At 69.6% G+C, this 17,744-nt stretch carries 21 protein-coding genes; 4 read left to right on the top strand and 17 right to left on the bottom strand.

Annotated elements, in window-relative coordinates:
* Positions 1-7 precede the first annotated feature (7 nt).
* The 9 genes from VPA02S_RS17180 to VPA02S_RS17145 form a co-directional block, all read right to left on the bottom strand.
* Positions 8-2,107: a PAS domain S-box protein gene (locus VPA02S_RS17180; RefSeq protein ID WP_062364906.1), complete on the bottom strand. Its 2,100-nt coding sequence runs from the start codon at positions 2,105-2,107 to the stop codon at positions 8-10.
* A 4-nt stretch (positions 2,108-2,111) separates the two neighbouring features.
* A complete protein-coding gene (locus tag VPA02S_RS17175; protein WP_062364905.1) occupies positions 2,112-2,858 on the bottom strand; it encodes a response regulator in 747 nt (248 codons plus the stop codon).
* Positions 2,859-2,987: 129 nt separating this feature from the next.
* On the bottom strand, positions 2,988-4,046 hold the full coding sequence (gene adhP, locus VPA02S_RS17170; RefSeq protein ID WP_062364904.1) for an alcohol dehydrogenase AdhP: 1,059 nt from the start codon (positions 4,044-4,046) through the stop codon (positions 2,988-2,990).
* An 11-nt stretch (positions 4,047-4,057) separates the two neighbouring features.
* A complete protein-coding gene (locus tag VPA02S_RS17165) occupies positions 4,058-4,711 on the bottom strand; it encodes a BON domain-containing protein (RefSeq protein WP_062364903.1) in 654 nt (217 codons plus the stop codon).
* A 41-nt stretch (positions 4,712-4,752) separates the two neighbouring features.
* The gene (locus tag VPA02S_RS17160) at positions 4,753-5,205 is read right to left on the bottom strand and encodes a universal stress protein (protein ID WP_062364902.1); all 453 of its coding nucleotides are present in this window, start codon (positions 5,203-5,205) and stop codon (positions 4,753-4,755) included.
* A 152-nt stretch (positions 5,206-5,357) separates the two neighbouring features.
* Positions 5,358-5,528, bottom strand: a complete 171-nt coding sequence (locus tag VPA02S_RS31750) for a hypothetical protein (RefSeq protein ID WP_155736589.1) — start codon at positions 5,526-5,528, stop codon at positions 5,358-5,360.
* Positions 5,529-5,580: 52 nt separating this feature from the next.
* Positions 5,581-5,955 (bottom strand): TraR/DksA family transcriptional regulator, encoded by a 375-nt coding sequence (locus VPA02S_RS17155; RefSeq protein ID WP_018905982.1) that lies wholly within the window; start codon positions 5,953-5,955, stop codon positions 5,581-5,583.
* Positions 5,952-7,460 carry a trypsin-like peptidase domain-containing protein gene (locus VPA02S_RS17150; protein ID WP_062364901.1) on the bottom strand — a complete coding sequence of 503 codons (1,509 nt, stop codon included), beginning with the start codon at positions 7,458-7,460 and terminating at the stop codon, positions 5,952-5,954. Before VPA02S_RS17150 ends, VPA02S_RS17155 begins: the two co-directional genes overlap by 4 nt.
* Positions 7,457-7,984, bottom strand: coding sequence for a flavodoxin family protein (locus VPA02S_RS17145; RefSeq protein ID WP_018905984.1), 528 nt, complete (start codon positions 7,982-7,984; stop codon positions 7,457-7,459). The genes VPA02S_RS17150 and VPA02S_RS17145 overlap by 4 nt, the downstream gene beginning before the upstream one ends.
* 137 nt (positions 7,985-8,121) lie before the next feature.
* Here VPA02S_RS17145 and VPA02S_RS17140 point away from each other — a divergent pair, with 137 nt between their 5' ends.
* Genes VPA02S_RS17140 through VPA02S_RS17130 form a run of 3 tightly spaced genes read left to right on the top strand, consistent with a single transcriptional unit; the run spans position 8,122 to position 9,336 of the window.
* Positions 8,122-8,544 carry a universal stress protein gene (locus VPA02S_RS17140; protein ID WP_062364900.1) on the top strand — a complete coding sequence of 141 codons (423 nt, stop codon included), beginning with the start codon at positions 8,122-8,124 and terminating at the stop codon, positions 8,542-8,544.
* 16 nt (positions 8,545-8,560) lie between these two features.
* Complete coding sequence (locus tag VPA02S_RS17135; protein ID WP_081247571.1) at positions 8,561-8,974, top strand: hypothetical protein; 414 nt, start codon at positions 8,561-8,563, stop codon at positions 8,972-8,974.
* Between the two features lie 20 nt (positions 8,975-8,994).
* A complete protein-coding gene (locus tag VPA02S_RS17130; protein WP_062364898.1) occupies positions 8,995-9,336 on the top strand; it encodes a hypothetical protein in 342 nt (113 codons plus the stop codon).
* 149 nt (positions 9,337-9,485) lie between these two features.
* Here the strand turns inward: VPA02S_RS17130 and VPA02S_RS17125 are convergent, their stop codons facing one another.
* The 4 genes from VPA02S_RS17125 to VPA02S_RS17110 all read right to left on the bottom strand — a co-directional run bounded on the left by VPA02S_RS17125 (position 9,486) and on the right by VPA02S_RS17110 (position 12,483).
* Positions 9,486-10,475: a zinc-dependent alcohol dehydrogenase family protein gene (locus VPA02S_RS17125; RefSeq protein WP_062364897.1), complete on the bottom strand. Its 990-nt coding sequence runs from the start codon at positions 10,473-10,475 to the stop codon at positions 9,486-9,488.
* A 3-nt stretch (positions 10,476-10,478) separates the two neighbouring features.
* Positions 10,479-11,252 (bottom strand): beta-ketoacyl-ACP reductase, encoded by a 774-nt coding sequence (locus VPA02S_RS17120; protein WP_218002180.1) that lies wholly within the window; start codon positions 11,250-11,252, stop codon positions 10,479-10,481.
* Positions 11,198-11,851 (bottom strand): BON domain-containing protein, encoded by a 654-nt coding sequence (locus tag VPA02S_RS17115; RefSeq protein ID WP_062364895.1) that lies wholly within the window; start codon positions 11,849-11,851, stop codon positions 11,198-11,200. Before VPA02S_RS17115 ends, VPA02S_RS17120 begins: the two co-directional genes overlap by 55 nt.
* Before the next feature lie 122 nt (positions 11,852-11,973).
* Positions 11,974-12,483, bottom strand: coding sequence for a Rossmann-fold NAD(P)-binding domain-containing protein (locus tag VPA02S_RS17110; RefSeq protein ID WP_062364894.1), 510 nt, complete (start codon positions 12,481-12,483; stop codon positions 11,974-11,976).
* A 212-nt stretch (positions 12,484-12,695) separates the two neighbouring features.
* Here VPA02S_RS17110 and VPA02S_RS17105 point away from each other — a divergent pair, with 212 nt between their 5' ends.
* Positions 12,696-13,487 (top strand): Crp/Fnr family transcriptional regulator, encoded by a 792-nt coding sequence (locus tag VPA02S_RS17105; RefSeq protein WP_062364893.1) that lies wholly within the window; start codon positions 12,696-12,698, stop codon positions 13,485-13,487.
* A gap of 48 nt (positions 13,488-13,535) precedes the next feature.
* Here the strand turns inward: VPA02S_RS17105 and VPA02S_RS17100 are convergent, their stop codons facing one another.
* Genes VPA02S_RS17100 through VPA02S_RS17085 form a run of 4 tightly spaced genes read right to left on the bottom strand, consistent with a single transcriptional unit; the run spans position 13,536 to position 17,677 of the window.
* Positions 13,536-14,417: a ChbG/HpnK family deacetylase gene (locus VPA02S_RS17100; RefSeq protein ID WP_062364892.1), complete on the bottom strand. Its 882-nt coding sequence runs from the start codon at positions 14,415-14,417 to the stop codon at positions 13,536-13,538.
* Complete coding sequence (locus VPA02S_RS17095) at positions 14,410-16,023, bottom strand: ArnT family glycosyltransferase (RefSeq protein WP_062364891.1); 1,614 nt, start codon at positions 16,021-16,023, stop codon at positions 14,410-14,412. Before VPA02S_RS17095 ends, VPA02S_RS17100 begins: the two co-directional genes overlap by 8 nt.
* Positions 16,020-17,054 carry a glycosyltransferase family 2 protein gene (locus tag VPA02S_RS17090; protein ID WP_062365390.1) on the bottom strand — a complete coding sequence of 345 codons (1,035 nt, stop codon included), beginning with the start codon at positions 17,052-17,054 and terminating at the stop codon, positions 16,020-16,022. Before VPA02S_RS17090 ends, VPA02S_RS17095 begins: the two co-directional genes overlap by 4 nt.
* Complete coding sequence (locus tag VPA02S_RS17085; protein ID WP_280512840.1) at positions 17,051-17,677, bottom strand: phosphatase PAP2 family protein; 627 nt, start codon at positions 17,675-17,677, stop codon at positions 17,051-17,053. The genes VPA02S_RS17090 and VPA02S_RS17085 overlap by 4 nt, the downstream gene beginning before the upstream one ends.
* Between the last annotated feature and the right edge of the window lie 67 nt (positions 17,678-17,744).

Genomic DNA, 17,744 nt, shown 5'->3' with positions numbered 1-17,744 from the left:
CCGCCGGCTAAGGCCGTGCGGCCGCCAGCACCCTGGCCAGGGCACGCGCGAGTTCGCCGCGCGTGTAGGGCTTGCGCAGCAGCTCCCAGCCTTGCGGCACGTCGCGGTCGGCGTCGAGCAGCTCCGACGAGAAACCGGACATCAGGAGAATGGCGAGCCGCGGAAAGCGCTGCTGCGCCTCGGCGGCGAGCCGGGTTCCGCGCATGCCGGGCCCGAGCGCGATGTCGCTGAGCAGCACGTCGAAGGAATCCGCATCCGTTTCCATGCTCAGCAGGGCCTGCTCGGCATTGGCCGCGGTCACCACGCTGCAGCCGAGCGTCACGAGGAAGGTGTGGACGACGCGGCGCACTTCGGCGTCGTCCTCGACCAGCATGACCCGCAGGCCGGCGGGAACCGCCTGCTCGCCGTCTTCTTCCTCCGGCGCCGCGGGGACCGGCTCGTACAGCTGGGGAAGATAGAGCGTCACGGTCGTGCCTGCGCCCGGCTGCGTGGCGATGGCCACCGCGCCCTTGGACTGCTTCACGAAGCCGTACACCGTGCTCAGGCCCAGGCCGGTGCCGCGGCCGGCTTCCTTGGTCGTGAAGAAGGGCTCGAAGGCGCGCTCCTTCACTTCCTCGGTCATGCCCGTGCCGCTGTCGGCCACCGAAATGGCAACGAAGCTGCCGTGTGCATCATGGTCGCTGAGTTCGTTGTGCACCTCGGGTGGCAGCGCGCCACAGGCTTCGGCGCGAAAGTGCAGCGTGCCGCCTTCGGGCATGGCGTCGCGCGCGTTGATGGCAATGTTCAGCAGTGCCGATTCGAGCTGTCCGGGATCGGCGAGCACCGGCGGGCAGCCCGGCGCGGTGTCGATCGCGATGCCGATGCGCTGGTCGAGCGTGCGCCGTAGCATGTCGGCCAGCGAGTGCAGCATCGCATGCGTGTCCACCGCGTTGGGCTGCAGCATCTGCCGGCGCGAGAACGCGAGCAGCTTGCCCGTGAGCTCGGCGCCGCGCCGCGAGGCCCGCGCCGCGGCGCCCACCAGCTGCTGGGCGTAGCCGTCCTGCGCGATGGCGGGCAGCTCTTCGAGCACCTGCAGATTGCCCTGGATGATGGTGAGCAGGTTGTTGAAGTCGTGCGCGATGCCGCCCGTGAGCTGGCCGACGCTTTCGAGCCGCTGGGCATGGCTGAGCGCCTCTTCGGTCTGCACCCGCTGCAGGCTGGTGGCCAGCAGGTTGGAAAGCGATTCGAGGAAGCGCAGCTCCTCGTCGCCGAAGCGCTTGGCCTCGCGTGATCGCACGGCCAGCACGCCGATGAACCGGCCCCGGTCGTAGAAGGGCACGGCCAGCGCGCTGACCAGGCCGGCATCGAGATACGCCTGCGGCACCGCGAAGCGCCGCTCCTGGGCGTAATCGGGCACCACCACCGGCTTGCCCTCGGCAAAGACGAAGCCCGGGGGCGTGTTCGCATGGCTGGCAATGCGCGCGCCGATTTCTTCTCCGGGCACCAGGCCCACGCCGCTGGCCACGCGGAATTCGAGGCGGCTGTTCTCCAGCAGCAGCACCATGGCGACCTCGACCTCCAGCGCTTCCGCCGCCATGGCGGGCACGTGGTCGAGCACCACCTGCAGGTCGCGGGTGTCCACGGCCAGCCGGCCGAGTTGCGCGAGGTAGTCGCTGTAGCGCGCCCGCTGCAGCGCCTGCTTCACGCGGGGATAGGCGCCGATGTCGCGGATGGCGGCCACCACGAAGGGCAGGCCCTGGCTCTGCAGCGGACTGAGCGCGATCTCGACCATCACCTCGCTGCCGTCCTTGCGCTTGGCGACCAGCTCCATCTGCGTGCCCATGGGCCGGGGGCGCGGCGCCCGGCCGTAGGCCTCGCGGTAGGAAGCGTGGCGCGGGCGGATGCTGTCGGGCACGAGCGCATCGACGTTCAGGCCCACCAGTTCGTCGACCGCGTAGCCCAGCAGGCTGGCTGCCGCGGGGTTGGCCAGCACGATGCGGCCGCCCTGGTCGACCAGCAGCAGCGAGTCGGGATAGGAAAGGAAGAGCGAACGGAAGACGCTGCTCTCTTCGACGCCCGAAGGCAGTCCCGGCAGGGTGGGGGTGATCGGGGAAGAGGGCGGGTTCATCGGCTCAGCCCTGGGTGACGGGCGGAACCAGGATGTAGCCCGCGCCCCGCACCGACTTGACGATCTGCGGATCGTCCGGATCGGCCTCGATCTTCTTGCGCAGCCGGCCGACCTGCACGTCGATGGTGCGGTCGAACGGAGCGGCTTCGCGCCCGCGGGTCTGCTCGAGCAGGAAGTCGCGCGAGAGCACGCGCCCGGGGTGGCGCGCAAAAGCGCAGAGCAGGTCGAATTCGCCGCCGGTGAGCGCTACGTTCTGTCCCTGCGGGTTCGTGAGGCTGCGCGCCGCCAGATCGAGCTGCCAGCCGGCGAAGCGCAGCCGGTCGGAAGTCCCTGCGGCGAAGGACGCCGGCGCGGCTGCCGGGACGGCAGGGGCATCGCCCGGCGCCAGGCGCCTGAGCACGGCCTTGACCCGCGCCACCAGCTCGCGCAGGTCGAAGGGCTTGGTCACGTAGTCGTCCGCGCCCACTTCCAGGCCGACGACCTTGTCCACCGCATCGCCGCGTCCGGTGACGATGACCAGGCCGCAGCGCCAGTTTTCGCGCATGCGCCGGGCAATGGAAAAGCCGTCCTCGCCGGGCAGCCCGAGGTCGAGCAGCACGAGGTCGGCCGGATCGCTGTCCATCAGCGCCATCAAGGAAGGGCCGTTGTGCAGCTGGGTCACGCGAAAGCCGTGGCTCTGGAGGTAGCTGGCCAGCAGTTGCGTGATGTCGATCTCGTCGTCGAGCACCGCGATGTGAGAGGCGGATTTCATCCGGGAAGCGTGGATTCGAAGCCGAATGTCACAGCATTGTTAAGAACTGTACAAGCGTAGCACGCACGCCTTGCACTTTGGCTCGTGCCGGGCAGGCTTTCGGGCTCCTGCCCAGTGCCTGCATCGCGGTCAGGGGTTCGCCGGCGCAGCCTCTGCTTGCCCACTGTCGGAGATCCGCATCACCACGCGGCCCTCGATGCGGCCCTGCCGCATGCGGTCGAGCACGGTGTTGATGTTGTCCAGGCTGTCCTCGGTGCAGACGGTTCGCACCTTGCCTTCGCCGGCGAACTCCAGCGCTTCCTGCAGGTCCTTGCGTGTGCCCACGATCGAGCCTCGCACCGTCTTCGCGTTGAGCACCATGTCGAAGATCGGCAGCGCAAAGTCGCCGGGCGGCAGGCCGACGAGGGCCATCGTGCCGCGCTTGTGCAGCATGCCCAGCGCCTGGCCGAAGGCGCTGCGCGACACCGCCGTGACCAGCACGCCGTGCGCGCCGCGCAGGCTGCGCTGCAGCTCCTTCACGGGATCCTGCGTGGCGGCATTGATGACCATGTCGGCGCCGAGCGACTTCGCCAGCTGGAGCTGGCCGTCATGGATGTCGACGCCCACCACGTGGAAGCCCATGGCCTTCGCGTACTGCACGGCCAGATGGCCGAGACCGCCGACGCCCGAGATCACCACCCAGTCGCCCGGCTTGCAATCGAGCTCCTTCAGGCCCTTGTAGACCGTGACGCCTGCGCACAGCACCGGCGCGATCTCGGTGAAGCCCACGTTGGTGGGCAGCCGCCCGATGTAGCCGGGGTCGGCCAGCACGTATTCGGCGTAGCCGCCGTTGACGGTGTAGCCGGTCATCTGCTGCTCGTCGCACAGCGTTTCCCAGCCGGTGATGCAGTGTTCGCAGTGGCCGCAGGCCGTGTGGAGCCAGGGCACGCCCACGCGGTCGCCTTCCTTCACGCCCTTGACGCCAGCACCGATGGCCGCGACGAAGCCCACGCCCTCGTGCCCCGGAATGAAGGGCAGCGAAGGCTTCACGGGCCAGTCGCCATCGGCGGCGTGCAGATCGGTGTGGCACACGCCCGAGGCGACCACCTTCACGAGCACCTGGCCGGGCGCGACCTCCGGAATGGCGACTTCCTCGATCTGCAGGGGCTGGCCGAATTCCCGTACGACGGCAGCCTTCATGGTTTGCATGGACTTGTTCCTCAGGCCTCGACGGCCAGTTCGTTGACTACCGAAACCACTCCTGGCGCGGACCAGGCGGCGCCGCGCACCGCGTCCAGCTCCGCCCAGGAACGCACCTTGCCGCGCAGCACGACCTGCGAGCCGTGCACGTCGACCGCCACCTGCCGCGGCGCGTCGTGGAACACGCGGATGAGCGCATCCTGCACCTGCCGTTCCACGTCCGCGGAACACGTCTGCAGCCTGATCTTCACCAGGTTCGTGATGCCGGTGACGCCCAGCAGGTTGCGAACCGTCGATTCCGCGGCCCGGCGCTGGTAGTCCCACTCGACTTCGCCGGTCAGCGTGACCCATCCGCCCTCGACCATCGGCCGGACCGCGTCGCGGGGCACCTGCACGTTCCATTCGAGCGCCTGTCCGGCGGCCTGTGCGATGTCGGCATCGGTGCGTTCAAAGCCGGCGGCCAGCTTCACCGAGGTTTCGACGGCCAGCGCCTTCACGCCGCTGACGCGCTGCACCGCCCGTTCCACCGCGAGTTTTTCGGCATAGCTGCCGATATGGCCCGTCAGCGTGACCACCCCGTGATCGACGATGACACCCACATTCGCCGAAGCGACGGCCGGATCCCATTCGAGTTCGGCCTGGATGTCGGCCCTGAGCTGTGTATCGGATTTCATTGGATTCCTGTTCCTTGATGAGTATTGCTGGGCTCTTGCGATCAGCCGCCCGCTTCCTGCCGCACCAGCAGCACGGGCACCGGACTGCCGCGCACGACGAGATCGGCGTCGCTTCCGAGCGCAAGGCGGCTGAAGCCGCGCCGGCCGTGCGTGCCCATCACGACCAGGTCACAGGCGGCTTTTTGCGCCTCCTCGATCACGACGTCGGCAATCCGTCCGCGCGTGACCTCGCGCAGGATGGTGTCGACCTCGACTTCCGACTGCGTTGCGGCGGCCTTGCCGGCCGTCAGCACGGATTCCCCGTACTCCCGCAGCTTCTGCAGGCTGGCATCGAAGCTGGAGATGGTCGACATTTCCATCAACATCGGAAAGTCGTCGATGACGTGCAGCAGGCGCAGTTTTCCTTTTTGCTCGGCCGCCAGGCGGATGGCCTCGCGCAACCCGCGTTCCGCAGTGGGGCTGCCGTCGATGGGTACAAGAATGCGGTGGTACATGGCGCTGTCTTCCTTTGGGCCGGGCTGAAGGGAGGTTCGCCACCGGCCGATCGGCGAACGCTTCGATTTTTCGGCCGGGCCGCAGGCGCGGGCTTGCGTCATGTCAAGCCAGCGGCAGGGAACTGTGCGGAGACTGGCAGCCACACTCCACTTCATGGTGGATCCGGCATGTACCAGCGCACTCTTCCCGCGGTCACGATGACCACGGCGCGGGTGCCGAGCGCGCCGGGTTCTCCGACCAGCCCGGCCACCGTGTGCGCCGGCGCGCAGAACACGGCGACCGAGGCCGGCGACAGCAGGCGATCGAGACGGCGGATGCTCAATGGAATCTCCGGATGGTTCGGCCCTTGCCCGGCTCGGCGAGGCCGGCACCGGTCAGCGGCGGTGGCCCGCCTCCGCCAGCGCCTGGCAGGCGGCGCAGCGGATGGCCATGGGCTGCGCCAGCAGGCGGTCGCGCGGGATGTCCTCGCCGCAATCGATGCACAGGCCGTAGCGGCCTTCGGCGATGCGTTGCTGCGCCTGTTCGATCTGGCTCAATCGCAGGCGGTCGACCTCGATCTCCGCGAAGCGCACGTCGTCCTGCCGCTCGCTCTCGGCCTCGTCGGCATGGCTTCGCACCTCGTGTGCATCGTCGGCCGTGCCTGGCTGCAGGCCCGGGGTGCTTTCGCGCAGCTCCTGCAGGACCTGGCTCTTCATGAGTTCGAGTTGCCGGGCCAGCATGTCGCGGTCGGTGGCGTTCAGATGTTTCATTGCGTTCTCGTTGAAATCGGCGTTCGAAGAAGAGGTATTGCCGCGGCGGCCCGTTGTTCCGGCATGCGCACCGCGACATACGCCAGGCGCCCGTCGCGCAGCACCAGCAGTGCGATCGGCCGGCCGGCCGGCATGCGCGACAGGGCCTGCCTGAACTGGTCGACGCGGTCGAGGCGCATGTCGTTGAGGGCCACGATGAAATCGCCGGCGCGGATGCCTTCGCTGCGTGCGAGCCCGGTGGCGTCGCGCACCAGCAGGCCGCTGTCGATGCGAAGCTGCGCTTTCTGCGCCGCGGACACTTCGCCCAGGCTCAGGCCCAGGCCATCGCTCCATTCAGGCGCGGCGGCGGGCAGCAGGGCGGTCCTGGCCACCGGCTGCTCCGAGGGCGTGATCCAGACGGTGCGCTGCGCGCCGTGGCGCCAGACCTCCATGCGGCTGCGGTCGCCCGGGACACGGTCCTCGATCTGGCGCAGCAGTGCGGTCAGGCGCGAGACCGCAAGGCCGTCGAAGGCCGTCACGATGTCTCCCTGCACGAGGCCGGCCGCATGCGCCGGGCTGTCGGCTTCGACGCGGACCACGAGTGCGCCGGCGGCTGCCGGCAGTGCGAACGACTGGGCCAGCTCGGGCGTGATCTCCTGGAACTCCGCGCCCAGGTGGGCGCGCCGGACGCTGCCGCGCGCGCGCAGCTGCGTCGCGATCCGCATCGCCAGGTTGATGGGCACCGCGAACGACAGGCCCATGTAGCCGCCGCTGCCGCTGTAGATCATCGAATTCATGCCGACGACCTCGCCGCGGCTGTCGAAGAGCGGGCTGCCGGAACTGCCCGGGTTGATGGCGACGTCGGTCTGGATGAAGGGGACGTCGCCGGCGCCGCCCACGAGGCGGTCCACCGCGCTGACCACGCCCGCCGTGACGCTGCCGTGGAATCCGAACGGCGCGCTGATGGCCGCCACCCAGTCGCCCGGCGCAAGCCGCGAGGAGTCTCCGATGACGGCGGCGGACAGGCCCGTGGCGTCGATCTTCAGCAGGCCGACATCGGTGCGCTTGTCGGCGCCGACCACGCGTGCCGTGAAGTGCCGGCCGTCGTCGAGACGGACCTGGGCCTCGTCGATGTTCGCGACCACGTGCGCGCTGGTGAGGATCAGGCCGTCGCTGCTGATGATCACGCCGGAGGCCAGGTCGCGGATCTGGCTGATGCGCACGCTGGCCGGCAGCGGCCAGGCGAGGCGGTCGGCGAAGTCGCGCTCGGGCGCGATCTCCAGTTCGATGTCTTCCGGATTCTGGTCGCGTCCGATGCGCAGCGTGCTGATGTCGACGACCGAAGCGCTGCGGCTTGCGACAAGCGAGGAAAAGGCCGGTGCCGGGGACGGGCCCGTGCCCGATGGCGGCGCCGCGACCGGTGCGGTTGCGGGCGCGGTGGCGCAAGCTGCGAGCACCGCGAGCAGGCCGCCGCATGCGGTGGCAAGAATGATGCGCCGGATCGACCGCACGGCAGGCCCGGTCAAACCGCCTGGGGCGACAGCACGACGGGCCGGACTGCCGACTGCGTGCCCTCGGCACTGCGCACGGCCGTGCCGAAGGCCTGCAGCCGGGTGGCGAAGCTGCCGCTGTCGACTTCGCGCGTGGTGAACGCCGTGTCCAGGATTGGCGCGCGGCCGATCAGCCGGCTGATCTCTGCCACGGCATGGGGCGCGCCGCTTCCCCCCATGACCGAGATCACCGCCACGTCGGGCAGGTGATGGCGCCGCGTGCCGACGAAGCTGCGCATCGGTCCGGCAAGGCGCTGTCCCCAGATCGGCGACACCAGCACCACGGCGTCGAAGTCCTTCGTCTTCGGACCGTCGCAGCGGATCGCCGGGTGTCGGCGAAAGAGTGAATCGAGCAGGCAACGAAAGCTGCCGAGGGCGCCGGCGCGCGGCCGGATCTCGGCGATCTCGGCCATGGGCCAGCCCTGCTGGCTGCACAGCAGCTGCGCCACCTTGCGCGACGTTCCCGTGTAGGAGTAGACGACCACGAGGATCTTGTTCATGGCTCACCCTTGGTGTGTGTTCATGGAGCAATCAATGTAGGCCGCGCGCGTCGCGACTGCCTTGATCTGGAACAAGACGCAGCTGCCGGCCGGCGGCGAACATCCGCTCATCTCCAAAGAGCCAACAAAGGAACCTCATGAAAATCCTTCTCGCCGTGGACGGCAGCGAATACACGGCTCGCATGCTCGACTACCTGGCTGCGCACAAGGAGTGGTCGAACGCAGGCCATGCCTTCACGGTCTTCAATGCGGTGCTTCCGGTGCCCCATCGCGCGGCGGCCTTCGCGGGGCCGGATCTCGCGCATACCTACTATGAAGACGAGGCACGCGTCGTCCTGGAGCCGGTGCGCGCCGCGCTCGCTCTTCACGGCATCGGGGCGGCGTTCGCCCACAAGGTCGGCCACGCCGCCGAAGAGATCGCCAACTTTGCGGAGCACGGAAAGTTCGACCTCGTGGTCATGGGATCGCACGGGCAGGGTGCGCTGAAGAACCTGGTGCTGGGGTCCGTGGCAATGAAGGTACTGGCCCGCTGCACGGTGCCCGTGCTGCTGGTGCGCTGAACACAGGAGAATCGCCATGAACACACTTCGCACATTGGGATCGATTGCACTGGTCTTCCTGGCCGGCTGCACCGCGCTGACTTCGGCGGACGATCAGAAGGACAAGGATCATCTGCTGCACCATCCGCCTGCAGCGACCGCGACCGCGCCCGCGCCCGCGGCGATGAAGTCGGACCAGCAGATGGCGCAGATGCGCGAGATGCACCGGAAGATGATGGCCGCCAGGACCCCCCAGGAACGCCAGGCGCTGATGGCCGAACACATGAAGGCCATGCAGGGCGGGATGTCGATGATGTGCGAGATGGGCGCCGCGCCGGCCCCGCAGTCCGGCGCGCCCTCCGACGACATGATGAAGCGCTGCATGGCCATGAAGGACATGACCATGCAGATGATGCAGGACCGGGAGCGCCTCCAGCCGCCTGCGCGGTAGGCCTGCGCACCGGCGCGATCATGTCCGGCGACTTCACCTTCCCGCTGGCGCTTTGCAAGGCGCAGTGGAGTGTTGGCCTGCACACGCCCGCGATGCTCGAGACCTGCGGCGCACAGTGCCTGTCGCTGGGCGCGCACATGCTGCAGGACCGCAGCGCCCAAAGCCGCGCCGCGCCGCTTCGCGGCCTGGACCCGCTGTCCTTCGACGTGCGCCTGCCGGAAGAAGTGATGCTGCATGCCGGGGGATCCGTGCTCATCCTGCCGCGCACAGGCCGCTTCGATGCGGTTGGAGACAAGGTGCTGGTGGCATGGCACGGGACGGGGACCGCGAGGCGGCGTTCTCGGTGCGCGGCGCTGCGGTGAAGCCGAGGGCTGGCTGCGGCGGCACGGCATCGAAGCCGCGGTAGAGCATCGCGCAGGCTGCGCGAGCGTCTTCTCGGGGGCGTCTCGCGCGATGTGCTGGCCCGCGCCTGCATTCCGGTGCTTTGCGCGAGGTCACCTGCGGCGCCCGTTCAGGGCACCAGGACCGCGGCCCCTTCGATCCGGCCGGCGCGCAGGTCGGCCAGTGCCTCGTTGGCCTGCAGCAATGGATAGGTCTTGACGTGCACCTGCAGCGGATGCGCCTGTGCGAAGGCCAGGAACTCGCGGGCGTCGGCGCGGGTCAGGTTGGCCACCGACACGATGCTGCGCTCTTCCCAGAGCCAGCGATAGGGAAAGGCCGGGATGTCGCTCATGTGGATGCCGCCGCACACCACCCGGCCACCCTTGCGCACCGCTCGCAACGCCGCCGGCACCAGCTCGCCGGCGGGCGCAAAGATGATGGCCGCGTCCAGCGGCTGGGGCGGGCATGCGTTCGAGCCGCCCGCCCATCGGGCGCCGAGGCTGCGCGCGAAGGCCTGCGCCTCGTGGTCGCCGGGCCGGGTGAATGCATGGACCTCGCGGCCCTGGACCACGGCCGCCTGCGTCACCAGGTGCGCCGCGGCGCCAAAGCCGAAGAGCCCCAGGCGGTGCGCGCCTTCGCCGGCCGCCTTCAGGCTGCGCCAGCCGATCAGGCCGGCGCACAGCAGCGGGGCGATGCGCGCGGCATCCGCTTCGGGCAGGGTCAGCGGCAGGCAGAACGCCGCCTCGGCGATCACGTGGCTCGCGAAGCCGCCGTCGCGGTGGTAGCCGGTGAAGCGCGGCGCATCGCACAGGTTCTCGCGGCCGTCGATGCAGAAGTCGCAGCAGCCGCAGCTGTGGCCCAGCCATGGCACACCCACGCGATCGCCGATGCGACAGCCCTCCACGCCGGGGCCGAGCGCCTCCACGACGCCGACGATCTCGTGCCCGGGCACGATCGGCAGAACGGGCAGCGGCAGGTCGCCATCGGCGATGTGCAGGTCGGTGCGGCAGACCGCGCAAGCCAGCACGCGCAGGCGCAGTTCGCCCGCACCGGGCACCGGGGTTTTGCGCCGCTGCAATTCGAGCGGCAGCATCGCCGCGCCCAGGACCATGGCGTGCATGGTTCAGGCCATGTACTTGCCGCCGTCGATCGACAGCGTGGTGCCGGTGATGAACCCTGCGTCGTCGGAGGCAAGGAACACGATGCCGCGCGCGATCTCGGCCGGCGTGGCCAGGCGGCCGGCCGGAATGCCTGCCAGGATGCGCGCCATCACCTGGGAATCGACCGCTTCGACCATGGCCGTGTCGGTGTAGCCCGGGGCCACCACGTTGGCCGTGATGTTGCGCGCGGCGCCTTCGAGCGCCAGCGACTTCGTGAAGCCGATCAGCCCGGCCTTGGTCGCTGCGTAGTTGGTCTGGCCCAGCTGGCCGGACAGGCCGTTGACCGAGCCGATGTTCACGATGCGCCCGAAGCGCCGCTCGCGCATGCCGCCGATGACCGCGCGGCACATGTTGAAGCAGCCGCCGAGGTTGACGTCGAGCACCTCTTTCCATTGCTCGAAGCTCATCTTGTGCAGCATCGCATCGCGCGTGATGCCCGCGTTGTTGACGAGCACCTCCACCGGGCCGAGCGCCGCCTCGACGCGCGCCACGCCCGCCGTGCAGGCGGGCGCATCGGCCACGTTCCAGGCAAAGGCGGCAATGCCGGTGCGCGCGGTGAATGCCTCGGCAACCTGGGAGCGGCTGCCGTGGTTGACCGCCACGCGATAGCCGGCAGACTGCAGCGCCTCGGCCGTGGCCGCACCGATGCCGGAGGTCCCGCCGGTGACCAGCGCGACGCGTGTCAATTGCCCACCACGAGATCGTTCACGACCAGCGACACGCCCGGCGCCGCCCATGCCGCGCCCTGCACCGCATTGCGCTCGGCCCAGGAGTGGACCCTGCCGCGCAGCGTGACCTGCGAGCCGGTCACCGTGATGGCCAGGTGCTTGGCCTCGCGCTCGGCCTGGCGCGCGAGCGCATCGTGGATCTTCTTCTCGACGTCGGCGGGGCTGACCTTGGGTGTGACCCTGACGAGGTTGGACACGCCCCTCACGCCCATGAGGCTGCGCACCGCGGTCTCGGCGGCGCGGCGCTGATAGTCCCAGTCGACCTCGCCGTTGAGCGTGAGCCAGCCCTTTTCCACCATCGGGCGGATCCTGCCCTCAGGCACCAGCACATGCCATTCGAGCGCACGCTCGGCGGCAATGGCGACGTCGGCGTCCGTGCGCTCGTGGTCGAACGGCAGCCTGACCGACACCTCGACGGCCATCGCCTTCACGCCGTGCACGCGCTGCACCGCGCGTTCGATGGCGTGCTTCTCGGCAAAGTTCGCCAGGTGGCCGCTCAACGTGACCACGCCATCCTTGACGGCCACGCCGACATCGGAGGCCTTGAAGGAAGGATCCCAGGCCAGCTCCGCCTGGATGTCGTCCCGCAATTGCGCATCGGTTTTCATGAGATTTCCTTGCAGTGAATGGGGCATGGATCGGGCCGCGAAGAATCGGCGGCGGCCGGGCACTCACTGTAGGAACGCCGTGCGCCCGCGGCATTGCGCTGGATCAACTCGCGCGTTCCGTCTCAGCCGACGCTGCCCAGCAGCAGCGCCTGCAGCACGAAGCGCCGGTTGTCCGCAGGGGAGGTCCGTTCGTCGAGCAGGTCGGCGAGCTGCGCGGTGGCGTGGCTTGCGCATGCAACGCCGTCGTAGACGGGGATGCCCGCATGCCGGCCGATCTGCCGCACGACGTCGGGTGCCATGCCCTGGCACTCCAGCGCGTCGTAGAAGCGGCCCAGCACGCGCGCGGTGTGTTCGACCTCGCCGGGGCTGCCGAGGCTCGAAAGCGCGGGCCGGATGGTCGCCACATGCGCGCCCAGCTCCTTGGCAGCTCCCAGGAACAGCACCTGGCTCTCGCTGCCGTCGTTGCTCTCGTCGCACAGGAGGCCGAGCTTCTTCCCCTTGAGTTGCGTCGAGGGAATGCCCCGCAGGCATGCCGTCTGCAGCAGGCGAGCGCGGCTCACCAAGGCCGTCTCGTCCTCGGGCGACAGTGCATGGAAGGCCGAGAAATTGTGATTCTCGAAGGGAAAGAGCATGGGCCCCCTGGATGTGAGCACCAAAGACTACCTCCGGAAGGCATGCCGGCCTTGATGCAGATCAAGGCCGGGCGCGCCGGCGCTGATACACGCCGGACACAAAGCATTCACCGAGCGTTACCCACCGATTCCGGCGGTTGTCACTGTGTTGCCTGGCGCTTCCTAGCATTCGTCCATCGACCCGCGACCAGACAACACCAGGAGTTCTTCAAATGTTCAACCCGTCACTGACCCAAGCCGCCGCACCCGCGATGAACGGATTCATCGCCGCACGCGCAGCAATGCCGAAGGCCGGCATCGCGGTCCACGAGCGGGCCAGCCGGAAGCTGGTGGAGACGCAGCAGCTGCTGAAGGAGCGCCTGGCCCCGCAGCGCCGCGTGGTGCATGCCGGCGACGTGATCTACCAGGCCGGCGAGCAGTTCGGCAATCTCTACATCCTGAACTCGGGCTTCTTCAAGATCGTGAATCTCTCCGCGGACGGGCGCGAGCAGGTGGTGGGGCTGAAGTTCCGCGGCGACTGGCTCGGCTTCGACGGCATCGCCGCCAACCATTACTCCTGCGACGCCGTGGCCATGGACACGGGCGAGGTCTGGGTCGTTTCCTACGAGGCGCTGCTGGCCGCATCCCTCGCGGAGCCTGCCTTGCTGCAGGTGTTCCACACCGCCATGAGCCGCGAGATCGCCCATGACCGCGATTCGCTAATGTCGGTGTGCACGCTGCCGGCCGATGCGCGGGTGGCCGACTTCCTGCGCTACTGGGCCGAATCGCTGGCCGAGCGCGGCATGCGCACCGACCAGATCACGCTGCGCATGACGCGCGCCGAGATCGGCAACTACCTGGGCATGACGCTCGAGAGCGTGAGCCGGGCCCTGTCGCGCCTGGCACGCGACAAGGTGATCGAGTTCGTCGAAAAGGGCCGCCGCGACGTGCAGATTCCCGACGTGGGCGCCTTGTCGGCCTTCGTGCAGCGCTGCCTGGCGCCGGCGCCCGCGATGCTGCAGTAAGGATCGGCGCTCGAGCGCTGCCGGCGGCCGGCCGGCAGGACCGCCGCGTTATTCGGCGGCCTGGGCAAAAGCGGGCTCATCGATCCGCAGCATGCGCGACAGCGGTGCGATGTCGACCTCGCCGGAGGGCGTGGACACCGGGACTTTCAGCTCCCGCAAGACGGCGTATTCGTGCAGCCGCGCGGCGCCGTGCGGGTCGCTTGGCAAGAGGCCGGCGGACGGGTGGCACATCAGCACGTCGCCGCTGCGGCTGGCGGCGATCCAGGCGGACAGGCGCTGCCGGTAGTCGGCCGCACTGCCCGAAAAATCGTAGACGCCGAGCAGGCCGCGGCTCACCGGAATGCCGTGCTGCCGCGCGAGCGCGCGCAGGCTGGCGCCGCCCAGCGCATGGATGATGCCGGCCTTGATGCCGCCGGCCGCAGCGCCCGGGGCCGCCGCGGCGGTGCAGCGCAGCCACGGCCGCGGCATCGGGTAGCGCCGCACGATTTCCTCGACCAGCAGCTCGCGCACCACCGGCAGCTGGTGCACATGCCGGTGCCCGTCGACGAAGGCGGGCGGGCATCCCATCGCATCCTCGAAGCGGTCCAGCTGGTTGCGGATGTCGGCGCGCAGCGCCTGGGCGTCGACGGTTCGCATGCAGGTCCTCGCGATCAGCCCCGCCAGCCCGGGCTCGGCGCCGTCGGCAACGGCCGGCCGCGTGAGGTCCAGGTGCAGGCCCACGTCCAGCCGGCTCGCATCGAAGCGTCTCAGCGTCCCCGCACCGCCCTGCCAGGCGCTGCGGCGCACCATGCCGCTGGTGGCGGAGATCTTGCCGTGCTCGGCGAGATCGAAGACGGCCGAGTTGATGCCCGCGCTCATGCCGAAATCGTCCGCGCAGATGCAGAGATGGCGCGAAGCCGCAGGCGGCTGCGTCCCCGTTGCCTCAGTCATTGCCGTCCGTCTTCTTGTCCGCCGGCTTGGGCATGGCGGCCGCGGGCGCCCCGGGCGAGAGCTCCAGGCAATGCGGATCGCGCGCCGTGCTGCCGGCGAATCGCCACACCGCGATGCGCTCGTTGAACGCGACCAGCTGCGCGCGCGCCAGCCACGGGTTCGCCAGCTGCGCGTTGCTGGGCCCGACCAGCCAGCTGGTGCGCGGGCTGCACAGCGTGCCTGCCAATCGCGACCGCTCGACGAGTGTGGCGGCCGCGCGTGCGGGATCGAAGCGGCCCGCGTCCAGCAGCTCCTTGTGCCAGTTGTCGCGGCCCTCGTCGCCGGCCGCCTTCCAGTCGGCCGAGACGAGCACCGGATTGCGCAGGCGCCAGTAGAACGGCAGTTCGTAGGTGTAGCTGTCGAGCATCACGACCAGGTCGCCGGGCGCCGCGGCCAGCTCCGCCGGAAGCCGCAGCCGCGCGCCGGGCGGCGTGGCGTAGGCCACGATCGCCGCGACGCAGGCCACGCATACGGCCGCAGCCGCGAGGGTCATGGCGCGCAGCCTGGGCAGCAGCGCTTCCAGCGGCCGGCCCGCCAGCACGCGCTGCGCGATCAGGTACGCCAGCGGCGGCAGTGCCGGCAGCACATAGCCGATCAGCTTGGAACGCGGGATCGAGAAGAAGACCACGATGACCGCGAGCCAGATCCACATCAGCCAGTCGATGTCGGAGAGCCGGCGTCCTGCAGGCGGCGCCTCCTGGCGCCGCGGCACGAGCAGCCAGCCGAACCAGGGCAGCGTGAGGCCCGCCAGCACCGGCAGGTAGAACCAGAACGGGTGCTCGTTGTTGAAGCCCGAGGACGCGAAACGCCGGAAGTGCTGCGTGACCACGAAGTAGTCGAAGAACTCCGGGTACTTCATCTGCATCGCGACGAACCACGGGCCGGCCACCGCCAGCAGCAACGCCCATCCCGGCAGCCAGGCGGCCAGGCGCAGCACGGCCCTCTTGCGCGTGACCGCGCACCAGGCCAGCAGCACCGCCGCCGGAAGCACCGCGCCGATCAGCCCCTTGGCGAGCAGACCGGCCGCGGCGAGCAGGTAGGCGCCCGCCAGCATTGCGCGCCAGGGTTCGCCGCGCTCCCGGGCCAGCACGGCGCCGGCGCCCAGCAGCACCGTGCCCGCGATGCAGCCGGCCACCAGCATGTCGAGATTCGCGAACTGCGCACCCAGGAAGAAGAAGGGCGTGGTCACGAGCACCAAGGTGGACAACAGGGCGAGCCGCACCGTCGACCAGCGGCGCAGGAAGAGGAACAGCGCCGCTGCCGCCGTGACCGCACCCAGGATGGAAGGCAGCCGGGCCGCCCATTCGACGGGGCCCGCCAGCGCCATCGCGCCGGCGCCGATCCAGTAGAAGAGCGGCGGCTTGTGGAAGAACGGCAGGCCGTCGAGCCGCGGCACCAGCCAGTCGCCGGAATACAGCATCTGCAGCGCCACGCCGGCGTAGCGCCCCTCGTCGGGCGCCATCAGCGGGCGAACCCAGGCGGTGGCGATGAGCCAGGCGAAAAGGGCCGCGGCGAGCCACAGCGGCTGGGGCGATGTCCACCCCGCGGCGTTGCCGGGCCGCTTCATGGCTGCTGCGCCTCGAGCCCGACGCCGCTTTCGCGGCGGACCACGTAGAGCGGCCGGCCCTTGACCTCTTCGTAGATGCGCGCCACGTACTCGCCCACGATGCCGGTGAAGATCATCTGCACGCCGATGAAGAACATCAGGCTGACCACGATCGTGCTCCAGCCCGAGACCGGATTGCCGAACATCAGGTGGTCGAGGATCACGTAGACGCCGTATGACAGCGCCGGCACGGCGAACAGCAGCCCCACCACGCTCACCATGCGCAGCGGCCAGGTGGTGAAGGCGGTGAGCCCGTCGATGGCCAGGGCGAACAGCCGCCGCGCGTTGAAGCTGCTGGCGCCCGCGGCGCGCGGCCTGGGCGTGTAGGGCATGGCCACGGCCCGGAAGCCGACCCATGCATACAGGCCCTTCATGAAGCGGCTGCGCTCGGGCAGGCTGATCAGTGCATCGACCACCCGCCTGTCCATCAGCCGGAAATCGCCTGCGTCCTGCGGCACCGCGAAGCGGTCCGACGCGTTGAGAAGCCGGTAGAAGATCCGGCTGCCGATCTGCTTGAGGCGGCTCTCGTCGCTGCGCTCCTGGCGCACCGCATAGACCACCTCCGCACCGGCCTTCCAGTGGTCCAGCATGGCGCGGATGAGCGACGGAGAGTGCTGCAGGTCGCCGTCGAGCACAACCACCGCGTCACCTGCAGCGGCTGCCAGGCCTGCGGAGAGCGCCGCCTCCTTGCCGAAGTTGCGCGACAGGGAGATGCACCGGAAGCCGGTCAGTTCGCACCAGGCCTGGGCCACGGCCGCGGTGTCGTCGGTGCTGCCATCATCCACGACGATGATCTCCCAGCGCATTCCCGTGGCCCAGAGTGTTTCTTCGAGCAGAGGCAGCAATTGCCGCAGGTTGGCCGCTTCGTTGAAGCACGGGATCACGCAGGAAATGCTGCGTTGCTGCGTCCCGGTCGCGCCCTGCGCGTGCGGGGCAACGATAGGCGCGGGCGCGGGCGCGGACGCGGGTTCGGCAGCGGTCGAGGAGATCATGAAGGCCTCCACAGCGAACCGGCCGCGTCCTTGCCGCCGGATGCGCCGCCGGTTCGCGGCAGGGCAAGATGCACGCACCATTGCACGAGGGCCAGCGCCGCGGCGATCACGCCGGCCAGCAACAGGCCCGCGATGATGTCGAGCGGGAAATGGACGCCCACGTAGATGCGTGCCCACCCGGTGGCGGCCGCCAGCGCAAGCAGCGGCAGGCCAAGCGCGCGCAGGCGGGGGCGCAGCAGGAAGGCCAGCGCCACCATGAACATGACGGCCGCATGCGCGCTGGGAAGGCTGCCGCGTCCCCCGTGTTCGATGTAGGCCGGCGACAGCGCCAGCACGAAGGGCCGCGGCATGTCCAAAGACAGTGCGATGGCATGCGCGATCGCCGATGTCGCGCCCGCGAGCGCTGCCACGATGCACAGGTAGGCGCGTTCGGCGCGATGGCGCCACAGGGCTGCGATGACGATTGCCCCGCAGAGCCAGCTGCCCCAGAGCGCGAGGGCGATTGCGAGGCCAAGGACCCACGGCGTGGGCCGGGGGCCGGCAGCGATCCATTGGAACGCGGCGAAATTGAGGGCGTTCACGGGCGCCCCCGCGCACGCACGGCGGCGCGGGATGCGTCGCATGAGCAGGAGAACGGAAACATCGCAATTACCTTTCGACGGAGCAGGAAGGCCCGCGCGCGGCGCGCAG

Source organism: Variovorax paradoxus NBRC 15149 (genome assembly GCF_001591365.1).
Lineage (GTDB): Bacteria > Pseudomonadota > Gammaproteobacteria > Burkholderiales > Burkholderiaceae_C > Variovorax > Variovorax paradoxus.
This window is presented reverse-complemented; position numbering and strand designations above follow the sequence as displayed.